The organism is Aquimarina algiphila, from assembly GCF_007489275.1.
GTDB lineage: Bacteria > Bacteroidota > Bacteroidia > Flavobacteriales > Flavobacteriaceae > Aquimarina > Aquimarina algiphila.
On record NZ_VLNR01000111.1, the window covers coordinates 1 to 11,872 of the forward strand.

10 protein-coding genes and 1 pseudogene are annotated in these 11,872 nt (G+C 33.7%); 2 read left to right on the plus strand and 9 right to left on the minus strand.

Annotation, left to right across the window (positions count from 1 at the left end; translation table 11 throughout):
- Window positions 1-108 (plus strand): annotated as a pseudogene (locus FOF46_RS32830) (IS982 family transposase); the annotation flags it as partial.
- An 18-nt stretch (window positions 109-126) separates the two neighbouring features.
- Here the strand turns inward: FOF46_RS32830 and FOF46_RS29275 are convergent.
- The 9 genes from FOF46_RS29275 to FOF46_RS29300 all read right to left on the minus strand — a co-directional run bounded on the left by FOF46_RS29275 (window position 127) and on the right by FOF46_RS29300 (window position 7,763).
- Complete coding sequence (locus tag FOF46_RS29275; protein ID WP_143918988.1) at window positions 127-687, minus strand: DUF2867 domain-containing protein; 561 nt, start codon at window positions 685-687, stop codon at window positions 127-129.
- 111 nt (window positions 688-798) lie between these two features.
- Window positions 799-1,185, minus strand: a complete 387-nt coding sequence (locus tag FOF46_RS29280) for a thiol-disulfide oxidoreductase DCC family protein (protein WP_143918989.1) — start codon at window positions 1,183-1,185, stop codon at window positions 799-801.
- 27 nt (window positions 1,186-1,212) lie between these two features.
- Window positions 1,213-1,881, minus strand: a complete 669-nt coding sequence (locus FOF46_RS29285; RefSeq protein ID WP_143918990.1) for an ABC transporter ATP-binding protein — start codon at window positions 1,879-1,881, stop codon at window positions 1,213-1,215.
- Window positions 1,878-3,095: an ABC transporter permease gene (locus FOF46_RS29290; RefSeq protein ID WP_143918991.1), complete on the minus strand. Its 1,218-nt coding sequence runs from the start codon at window positions 3,093-3,095 to the stop codon at window positions 1,878-1,880. The genes FOF46_RS29285 and FOF46_RS29290 overlap by 4 nt, the downstream gene beginning before the upstream one ends.
- A 74-nt stretch (window positions 3,096-3,169) precedes the next feature.
- The gene (locus FOF46_RS29295) at window positions 3,170-4,411 is read right to left on the minus strand and encodes a lanthionine synthetase C family protein (protein ID WP_143918992.1); all 1,242 of its coding nucleotides are present in this window, start codon (window positions 4,409-4,411) and stop codon (window positions 3,170-3,172) included.
- 458 nt (window positions 4,412-4,869) lie between these two features.
- The gene (locus FOF46_RS31895; RefSeq protein ID WP_160114124.1) at window positions 4,870-5,025 is read right to left on the minus strand and encodes a class I lanthipeptide; all 156 of its coding nucleotides are present in this window, start codon (window positions 5,023-5,025) and stop codon (window positions 4,870-4,872) included.
- A gap of 351 nt (window positions 5,026-5,376) precedes the next feature.
- Window positions 5,377-5,547, minus strand: coding sequence for a hypothetical protein (locus tag FOF46_RS31900; RefSeq protein ID WP_160114125.1), 171 nt, complete (start codon window positions 5,545-5,547; stop codon window positions 5,377-5,379).
- A 197-nt stretch (window positions 5,548-5,744) separates the two neighbouring features.
- Entirely contained in the window at window positions 5,745-5,906 is a 162-nt protein-coding gene (locus FOF46_RS31905; protein ID WP_167571998.1) for a class I lanthipeptide, read from the minus strand.
- A 120-nt stretch (window positions 5,907-6,026) separates the two neighbouring features.
- Window positions 6,027-7,763 carry a tetratricopeptide repeat protein gene (locus FOF46_RS29300; protein WP_143918993.1) on the minus strand — a complete coding sequence of 579 codons (1,737 nt, stop codon included), beginning with the start codon at window positions 7,761-7,763 and terminating at the stop codon, window positions 6,027-6,029.
- Between the two features lie 3,526 nt (window positions 7,764-11,289).
- On the opposite strand from FOF46_RS29300, the gene FOF46_RS33180 reads away from it, so the two are divergent.
- Window positions 11,290-11,872 (plus strand): PKD domain-containing protein (locus tag FOF46_RS33180; RefSeq protein WP_478209727.1); only part of this gene is annotated, 583 nt, incomplete at its 3' end.

Consider the following 11,872-nt stretch of genomic DNA (forward strand, 5'->3'; position numbering starts at 1 on the left):
TTTAAAAATAGAATCTTATCAAAGATCACAGCAATGACCATTATTCAATATATCAATAGGTTTGAATTCAACAGAAATATAAACAACCTAAAAATTAATATTAACTAAATGCACAACGGGTTAAAACTATATTGTGATTTTGGATTTTATCTTAATACTTTCTTTTTCAATATTTCGTATTGCTTTTTTTAGCATCATTCGCACGATCAATTGATGAAAAGGTTTTACCAGAAAAAAATAGAAATTCCCTGACCAGTGATTAAAATTTACAATGGTTGTAATGGTTAGTTTTTTATTCTTGGATTCATTTTGGTCATCCACTAATAATGAAACTTTAAAATCAAGATGTTTATCATTCTCTCCAAGAATAACTTCTGATTCGTTTTTTGCAAACACCTTCCAAAAACCAATCGATTCTCCCACTGCTCCTGAAAAATTATTTAAAAGGTCTTTTTTATTTTTAGGTTTTCTAGCTCCCTTCAATCCAAAAAGTGGTACAATTTTATTACGAAGATTTAATAAGACATCACCCCATTTTGGTGCAGAATTTAAAAACACTTTATTAATGAACAGCAAATCTATTTTATCATCTTTATCTACAAAAAAGCCAGTATAACTATCGGCATAATCATACTGGCTTTTATATAATATTGAATGACTGGGTATTGATACCTTTGCTATCTCCATATCTTATGCATAATACAATTCAATGCGCTAATCATTACAGTAACTAAGCGCACTATAAAAATACAAGAAGAATATCAATAAATGTTTAATCTAGATTAAGAAATATGAGGGTTATCTAAAATTAATTGTACAACTTTTTGATTGTCCAAACCATTTTACACGATTGCGAGAGGCTAAGGTATAGATAGCGTCTCGTATTATTCTTGGAACAAAGACCAATAAAGCTGCAACACGTTTCCATTTTGGGATTTTGGCAACAATTTTTAGAAAACCATCAGAATGTGTATGAAATCCATTTTCGTCAATTAAAATTACAGTTTCTAACTGTTCTGTTGGATAATCAAAACTTTTAAGTAGTTGTTGCCCTTTTGGAGATTGAAATGGAATAAATTCAAAAAGATCATCATTAGCAAATTTCATTAACCACCCTACTACTCCGTTACATAAATTACACTCACCATCGAAAATAATAATACTTTTTCTTAAAAGAGACTCCATTTGATTGGTTTTTAAATTGTTACCTCTTTATAGTCGGATAGAACCATCAATCATTTCAATAGTTCTATGAGAATTTTTATAAATTTTTGAATTATGGGTAGCTATAACCACAGTTTTTGCACGTTGTTCTGTAATATCTTTGAGTAGTTCAAATACCATATCTGTATTTTTTTGATCCAAATTACCTGTAGGTTCATCGGCAATAATAAGCATCGGATTATTAATTAACGCTCTTGCAATAGCGACTCTTTGTTGTTGTCCTCCTGATAGTTTGTACGATGGTCTTAATCCAAAATCTTTCATTCCCACTTCTTCTAATAAAAACAATGCTTCTTCCTTAATTTCATCCCTGTTTTTTTCTGCAAGTTTCATCGCAGGAAGCATTACATTTTGCAACACATTAAATTCTGGAAGTAAATAATGAAATTGATACACAAATCCTATATGAGCATTTCTAAAATCAGTAAGACATGATGGTGACATCGTTTTAATACTTTCTTTATTTATAATTAGGTCACCTTTAAAATTAGTATCCAGGGTTGATAAAATATATAATAAAGTAGATTTGCCACTTCCTGATTCTCCAAATACAGAAACCAGTTCTTTTTCATCGATTTGCAAGGAAACATCATTTAACACTTGCTGTTTTTGTGGTTCATGAAAATACTTATGAATATGTTTTGCTTCCAGAATCATAGGCCTCGAATTATGGTTACGGGATCAACTTGACTTGCTTTTTTTGATGGAAAATACCCTGCTAAAATTGTTGTAACTACACCAAAAGCAAGTCCTAAAATGTAATATCCCAGGTTAAAATTAATAGGATAGGTATCAACAATAATAAAATCAGAAGTGTCTAAAGGTGTGGTAGAAATCACATAACTGATGATATATCCAAAACCCGCTCCCAAAAGAGCTCCAAACACTCCAATAATTATGGATTGTATAAGAAAAATGAAAATAATATCATTACTTGAATATCCCACCGTTTTTAATACTGCAATATCTTTTCGTTTTTGAAAGACTGTCATATTCATGATGTTGTAAATCCCAAACCCAGCAACCAAAAGCAATGCAAACGAGACCGACCAGGTTAGAATATCACGCACTTTATTGCCTATCACAATAGTCTTATTACTATCTTTCCAATCTTCTACAGTACTTCCCTCAAATTTTTGAATTAATGTTTTTTTAATCGCTACGTTATCACGATCCTTAAGTTTTATATGAATATGAGTAATCGAATTTTCTTTACCCAATAACCGTTGTAACGTTGTTGCGGGCATATACGTACGTACGTTATCAATGGTAGTAATTCCGAAACTAAATATCCCTGCAACTAGAAGTTGTTCGCTTTTCCCATTAGGCAAAATCATTTTTAACGTATCATTTGCAGAAATTTGCAAACGTTTAGCCAGGCTAACTCCGAGTAAAATTGTATTCTCTTCAGAAAGGCTTTCAAAACCACGTCCTTCTATTAATCTACGATTCAAATCAACCATTTGATGCTCTTGCAGCGGAAAAACACCATTAATACCTCCAGGTAACTGATTGGTAGTACTGATCAAAATTGCGGGTGAAATTATCTGATGTGCAAAAGAACGCACATTATCATGATCTGATAACAGTGTATTAATTTGATCAATATTTTTAAGCGTGTTTAAATTCCCTCCCAGAGATTGTTGTTTAGAAGATCCTTCCTGTTTTCCGCTTATAATTACATCAGGACTCCCTTTAAATACAGCATCATCCAAAAAATCATTAACCCCTGTCATAAAATTAATCATGACAATAAATGTAGTTACACCAAGCATCACTCCCACTGTCGCCAGAAAACTTTGTTTCTTTCTAGCGAATAGATATTGTAATGCTATAAAAAAATTGGTTTGGTTAAAAATTGGTTTAGGCATATCCCATAGGTCGGGAAAATTAAGAAAGAATTACAAGAATTGTAAAAGAAATACTAAACATTACAGCTTAACAATCAACCTATTAACAAACACTCATCCCATTTAGTATCAAATGGCGCCAGATACGACAGTATAGATAATCCAATACCGGCAATACCTTCTAGTACACTAATCTCTGTTCGCCATCCCGGATGTTCGCCTCCTACCCACTGCATATATCCTGCATGTCCTTTTTTATGCACAGCCATATCAAGTCCTACATTCATCCAAAAACCAGCAGTTTCTTCAAATATAGGGTCACGCGTTTCAATATACATATAATTGTACATATGCATTACCCCAAAAGCACCATGGCACAATCCCGCATCATTAATCGATGTCTCTGTAAGGTCTCTTCTTTTTGCTGCGTGTTTTAATATTGCAACAGCTTCATTTTTATACTTCGTATTATCTAACACCTTACCAACTCTCCACAGTGTTATTCCTATCCCTAAATCTCCATAACACCAAGCCAATCTCGAACTCTCGCTCTTTTTATTGTCACAGGTTATCCAACTAGGAAAAGATGATGAATCTGTACCTTCCTTGTTTTTTAAGCTAAAAATATACTTCACCGATTGCTGTAGTAAAGTAACCACTTCTTTATTAAAATCATCATATGCTGCTAATCGTGATAAAAAATTAATAATACTTGTGATTCCATGAGCAAAACTAAGGTTATACCCTTTTACATCCTCATCTCGTATTAAATACGATTCCCATTTTGCTCTATTGTCTTCTATCTGCGACGTTTTTTGAAGTAACGCCACGATCTCTAATAAAAGACCTTTATATTTTTCTTTTAAGGTTTTTGATTTGGTATTTTGATATCGTTTTACAAAGTAGAATCCCACACCTAATATCCCATGTAAGAAATCGTAAAAATTTTGATCGCTCTCTGTGTTCTTTATAAACTGAATTAAATACGTGTCAAGTCCTGATAATACCTCATCACAATCTATATCTATAAATTCTTCTTCTTGTAACAATTCTATTGCCCAGGCCGCTCCTGCAATTCCAGAGCAAAAAGTCGGAAGTGTATATCCTTCATTTATCTTTTGAAAAACCAATCCCAGGAGTTCAACTCCGATTTCTGCATGAGATTCTTCATTCATCAACTTAGCATAATAAAACTGAAACAAAGCAATTCCCGAAATACCGGACAATACTCCTATCTCTTCTTTATGGGTATATTCTTTTTTTAGGATTTCTGCAATCTCCTTTAGTTTTTCTAATAAAACCTGTTCTTGATTCATACCATTTCTTTCTTTTAGCATATTAGCTGAATATAAAATCTCTTACATTGAAACATTTTATAATATTTTGGTTTTCATAGCTAAAATTGATTCAACCTTCTTTTCATTTTCTTTGTTCGCCCAAAGAAAACGAAACAAAAGAAAAGGCGCTTTTTCCAAGGTATTTTTCAGTTTTACTGAAAACCAAATTTGTTTTACTAAAATCTTTCCAAGGTTTCAAGATTTTTTAACGCAAAAACAAATCTTATACTGGTTGAAAAAGACCTAAAAGCTCTGCTTTTAAACGTCAGCTTATTCAATAAAGCTTATTGAATGTCTTAAACCGATGCGTTTTAATCCTTGTATCCGAAGAGAAAAAAGCCGCCTTTATGGGGCAGCTTTCTTGCTATTTAAACCTAAATGCTTGATAATATCAATACAAGAAAAATGTTTATAATATTCTGAAAAAAAATCTTGTATCGAATTTACTATCAATTATCTTAGAAGCACATGCGTCCAGGAGGAGGGCAAGAATTAAGAGCTCCTTCTGTTGGACAGCAACCAGAATGTCCACCCTGTACCTTATGTAATGCCGATGTATCTAATTTGCTTATGGTTTCTTTTTTAAGTTCTAAATTTTTCAATGATTTTTTCATGAGATATATTTTAAAAACTATCTACTCTGTTAAAGGCTTTTCGATTTCCGCCATATGTTTAAGAAGGTTGATACATCTAATACTGGTTTTTATATGAAATTGATCAACCCTATATCTCTAATTAATCTGAGTTCGATCTAAAATGAATTAAAAAAAGTCGTCAAATTGAGTGGTTTTTCGTAATGGCCTCTCGATTATACTCGAGGTGACAGAAGAAAAATTGTACTTCGACAGACTCAGTAGAGCTATCGCAATTAGACTTTTTGAGTCGAAAACAACTATTCTCGATACAATCCTACTTTGTCGGATCACTCGAATTGACGTTGTTTTCTAACATCGAACTCACGCTAATTAGAAGCATTGAACTCCTGGAGGAGGACAAGAATTAAGCGCTCCTTGTGTTGGACAAAAATTTGTAGGATTACACATTGCTGTTGCATGCCATCCTCCTTTTACCTTGTCCAAATTAAGTTTACTAATGGTTTCTTTTTTAAGCTCCAGATTTTTTAATGATTTTTTCATGAGATATGTTTAAAAAAACTACCTACTCTATTTTAAAAGGTTTTCGGCTTCCCCTTATCAAAATCGATTTTAACAGTAAGATCTTGATCTCAAGATAACCTGAAATACAGCAAGTGAAAAATTAGAATTCCTCAAATTTGATAAAATAAGGAGATAAAAAAAGCCCTGTGATTCACAGGGCTTTTTTTAAGTATAAATCATGGGATATGACTATCCTCACACCAGGCATCAGATTCAAAATTTGAAGATGTAGAAGGTGGAACACTACTCCCTCCTTTAATCTGGTTTAATGTATCATTGCTAATCCGTGCTATAGTTAGCTTTCTCAACATAATTTTGTGCGTTTTTTTCTTCTTCATACTAAAAATGATTTATTGTGAATTCTTAACCTTTTTTTGAAGATAGGAGTTACCAGAACTACATCATAATCTGGAAACCTTATTTTAAATAATTTGCGGTACTCTTTTTAAAGCTATTTCTTAGGATTGTAATTGCTCCTCCATATGCTCAATCTTCTTGATATAATACGATGGATTTAATCCTGTTTTTGCTTTAAAATGTTTGGTAAAAGAATTATCACTTTTATACCCTATTTCTTTGGCAATAGATACGATAGAAAAAGATCTGAATTTCTTATCGTTTTTCAACCTCCTTAACACATAATCAATTCGTAGCTCATTAATATAACTATTAAAATTTTTGCCTTTATACATTTTAATAATCTTGGATAAATAGGTTGTATTCGTCTTTGTTTTTTTTGCAATGGATCCCAGGCTACAGTCTGATCTCAAAAAATACTCTGTAGCTTCAAGCTTACTTAGCCCTTTAAGAACTTCATCGACCTTTATATCGTCAATTATGATTTCTTTTACCTCCTCTTTTTGTTCTCCTTCCTCTTGTTCACGAAGTTCTAACACTTCTATTTTTTGCATCAAATCCTGAAATAATACCGTATTCTTCTTTTGCTTCTTTCTATAGTTAAATACTACAAAAACAAAAGCTACTGAAACAATAATCAATATAATCAGCACATAGGTTTTAGTTTGCTTATCAGCTATTTGATCACTTTTTAAGTTCTCAATTTCGTTCTCTAATTTTTCTGCTTCAGCGGTATAAATTTTACTTACGGTTTTATCTTTATTCTTTTGATATTCCTCATTCAACTCCAGGTACTTATTATGCCAATACAGGGCTTTTTCAAGATCTTTCTTTTCTCCATAACAGTTTGCCATAAGCAAATGAGATTGAATCACAGGCATTTTATCCAAATCCGTCTCTTCAATTGAATCCAAAGTTCTATCTAAATACGCAATCGCTTTATCATATTCCTTTTGTTCATAATGGCAACTTGCTAAAAAATAATTGATATTGGTCTTAGGAAAAAATTTATTTTCAATATCAAAATTCAATATAATATCCTCCGCTTTTAATAAGTATTTAAATGCTTTGTCATATTGTTTGGTATGATAGAACACCATTCCCTTTTTGATATATAGATCTACCAATCCTTCCTTATAATCAAGATGTTTGCTTAGCGCAATTCCTTTTTCTGCATAATGTAATACCGAGTCATAGTGTTCTGCATTCAGATATACGTCATTGATGGTGGTTAATATCCTAACATGTTCTCTTGTATTTTTGAAAGAGGTTTTATCTATTAATTTTAAGATTCGTTCAGAAATCCCAATTGCCTTATCTAACTGATTCATCCTTTGTAAAACAAGAATAAGACAAGAATTGGTTATCATTTGCAGCTCAAGATCTTCATAAGACTTCGCCACATCCAAAGCAATATAGTAGGCATCCAAAGCACTTTGGTTATCTCCTTCTCTTAGATAACAATTCCCTTTTATCGTATAGGAATAACAAATAATTTTATACTCTTGTAGTTCTCTTGCAATGACTATTGCTTTATCTAAGTATCTGATACATTTTTCAAATTCTTCTTTACCATAAAAATAGCGTCCGACCCGAAGATATTGCTCCGCTGTCGCTAAATCCTGTTGCGGATAGTTCAGTAGAGTTGTTTCGTATTGCTCACGCTCATCCGGAGTTGCTTTCTTAATAAGATCAACCAGTTCTTGTGGAGTTTTATCACCGAGTTCTGTACTGTTTATTTTTTGATTGTCTTGCGCATATAATGCTGCAACCTGAAAAACAGGTAAAACAAAAAAGAAAAATATATAGCGTAGCCAAAGCCTTCTACAAAAAAACATCCTGTTGAGTGTGAAGTGATCACTCAAATGTAAGGATTCCTTTTAAATTATTTTAATACGAAAATAAGTGGTGAAAAGCGTCGAATGTTGGAAGACGGAAGTTGGAAGAAAACATATTATATCATACTCTAGACCTTGATTTTATATTTTCAAACTTCCGACCTTAAACCCTTAACAATTAATTAACATTTTGAAATTACCAGTCCCGAAAAATGAAACTGGCAGGTATTAATATTGTACCAGGAAAACATAAAACATGGGGAAACCCGTAAAATTTTTATTGAGAAAACATCGTTTTTTGTGCCGCTAAACACAAATTCGTAATGGGAAAATTAAAAACACTTACAAAATCACTTTTATGAAAAAACAAATGTTATTTATCCTTGGGATGGTATGTGCCTTAACTTTTGGGCAAGAAGTTCCTAATATTTCTCCCCCAACTCCAGAGGCTGCTGCTTTGGGTAAATTTATAGATATCCCAGTGAGCCTACATACAGGTACGCCCAATATTTCTATCCCAATAGTCAATATTGCAGAACAGGAAATAAACATTCCTGTATCTTTAAATTATCATGCTTCCGGAATAAAAGTTAATGAAATTGCGTCTCGTGTTGGTCTGGGTTGGGCACTCAATGCAGGAGGTATGATTACGCGTAATGTGAGAGGTATTGCCGATGATGACCCTCAGGGGTTTATTAATACCAGTAATACAGTAAGCAATTACTTTACTTCCAACGCTTCAGAAAAGAATCTACTTTTTCAAAATGCTATAGATGGACACCAGGATTATGAGTCTGATGTATATTATTTTAACTACCCTGGAGGAAGTGGAAAATTTTTCTTCGATCAAAATGGTGGGATATATAGTCATCCAAAAAATGATCTAATTATTAACTATACAAAAGACAACTCAAATAAGATTGTCGGTTGGGAAATTACTACCGAAACGGGGCTAATCTATACTTTTGGTACTATTCCAGGAACCTTAGATACAGTTCTTGAAACCAAACAAAGTAGGATTAGAGCTCAAAATCAGAACCTTCCCTCGGCAATTAATTTCTATACTTCTGGTTGGTATCTTACACAGATCAAAGATCATAAAGGGAATCGTATTCGTTTCAATTATACAAGAGGCACCAACGAAATTGAGTATTGGAATATATTGGAACAGAAAAAATACATACAAGCTTCTCTGAATGGAGATTGTACTACACCGGGAGTATCTCTTACATTTTCTGAAGATCGTTATTTTCCTACATATCTTACCTCTATTGTAACACCTAAGGGAAGTATCCATTTTGACTATACTATTTCCCGAACGGATCTCAAAAATGATAAAGCACTTTCTAAGATTGAGCTAAAAGATACTAATAACAAGATTGTTGATCGTTATTTATTTGAATATGGGTATTTCACTACTAGCGCATGGGAACATTTTGGAAACTATGGAGATCTTGACCAAAGAACTAAGAAATTGTACTTACAAAAGATCAAACAACAAAAAGGAAACACAATCAATCAGGAACATAACTTTACCTATTACCAGGAACACCCATTTCCTGAGCGATTTTCATTTGATAGAGATTTTTGGGATTATGCTAACGGTGTTGATAACCAATATTTATATCCAGAATTTGCATATACAACCAATACTGGCCCAGTACACGTAGACGGCGGGGATCGCACAGTGGATGAGTCTCACGCACAAACGCTATTATTGAAGGAAATAGAATATCCTACCAAAGGTAAAACAGAGTTTGTATACGAATCCAATACCGTGTCAGGTGGAGCAGCTTTCTTTGCTGGCAACAGGTTAACTTCTAAGTTAATTATAGGGTCACAAGTTGTAAACTCTAACGTTCCTGGAGAAACTGTTAGTTCTAATTTTACTCTCAATGAGAGTGGTATTGTTTCCTACAGAACCTCTTTTTCTCAGAATTGTCTTGGTGACCCTACTCGTGATTGCCCCACCATCAAAATCACTAAAGCCAATGGTGATTTGGTACTCACGTTTCGTAACGCTAATGAGACAGGAGTAATGGATCTGGAAGCTGGAACTTATACTATAAGCATAAAAAATGGCCCCTTCCTTTCTGACGGTGCAGCAGACATATCTTTTTATAAACAAACCATAGAAAATGACAATAACAATCCTTCTAATGTAGCAAAGACAGGAGGCCTTAGAATTAAAGAAATGCGATTTAAAGATGATAATGGCACTATCCTAAATACTAAGAAATACACCTATAATCAATTTGATAATACGGGTTTATCAAGTGGCTTATCGCTAAATCCACCTGTTTTTTTAATAAAAAATGCTCCTTTTCGCCAAGGTCCTAATTCTTGTTTTTTTAATGTTATCCAGTCCAATAGTATATTTCCATTTAACGGACAAAGCACGTATCACGTTGGATATACTAACGTTACGGCATATAACACTGATAAAGAACAAGGTAAAACAGAGTACACCTATAGTTTTTTTGCTGATGCTGGCGGGTTTGGTAGTTCTAATGAGTATGTTTGGTCAGAAAACTTTTATCCTTTTGCTCCAGCCGTGGATTATTCTCACAGAAGAGGGTTATTAATTCGTGAAAAAACATATAAATATAATAAAGACAGAGACACATTTGATGAAGTAGAAGAAATATATAATACTTATAAAAAACAAGGGGATATTCGGATTGATAATATAGCCATGGGCTATGTTGGTAGTGCGGGTGCTGGATATTTGGGATATGATAATCTAAGTGAACGCTATTTATTAGAACAAACCCAAAAAACAAATCAGTATAATTCTGGAGCAGTAAAGACAACCATTCAATACGGATATGATTCAGGCTATCAAGGTAGAACCATGCCCATACAGACTACAACCACTGATAGTAATGCAGAAACGGTAGTTACAAAAAGCTATTATCCAGATGATGTTATTTCTACAACTGCACTAGGAAAAGCTTTAACCACTGCTGAATACAATACCATCTCTAAGTTGAAGAAAAAAGCAACACAACACCGTATTGCAGCACCTATACAGCAAGAGACCTATATAAATGGAGAACTTACTTCCCGACAGCGTACCAAATACAAAGATTGGAATACTAGCATTGTTTTACCTGAGATCGTCCAATCTGCTAAAGGGGATGCAACCCTACAAGATCGTATCGAATATCTGGATTATGACACTAACGGTAACCCCTTAGAAGTGTCCCAAGTCGATGGGCGTCATATCATGTATGTTTGGGGATATAACAACACCCAACCCATTGTAAAAATTGATAATGCAAGTTATACGGGGATACCTGCAGCAGTAACGACACTGATCAATCAGTTAAAAACAACTTCAGATACAGAAGACACTGCTGCTGAAGAAACGACCATGCGTACTCTGTTTAAAAACCTAAGAGAGCATGCCTATTTTGCAAATGCACAAGTGAGCGGGTATACCTATGATCCATTAATCGGGTTAACCAGTATGACCAATCCACAAGGACAAACGGCATATTATAGGTATGATGATATGAACCGAATGCAATATGCATTAGATCAGGATCAGCATGTGGTAGAGCAAGTACGCTATAACTATCAAGGTCAGCAGTCTGATGCTTTGGGAGGAGTCATTATCGATACTCCTGGTGATCAGCCTAAGGTTCCTAACCAGCCTGCAACCTTTACTGCGAATACTTCTGGTAGTGGGAGTGCTAACCTATATACATGGAGTGTGAATGGTGCACAAGAACAATGTGGTAGTGGAGTAAGTTTTACCAAAACCTTTACTAGTGAAGGTACTTATGAAGTAAAGGTATTGGCCTACAATACNAAACACAGAGTAAGTCATACCATGAGTGTAATAGTAAAATATCCTGAACTAACTACACCATTGGTTAATGCAAATTATACACATATTGTAAAAGGAACCAATGTTGATTTTAGTGCATCGAGCATAGGAGGTGGTACAGGGAACCTTCGCTATGAATGGTACCTCAATAACGTAAAACAAACATCGACAACAACTACCTTTAGATACAATCCTAATACAGCAGGAACTTATAACGTGTATTTTAAAGTGATTGATAATGAAAGCGGAAAATCAGTAAATAGTGCCATACGAA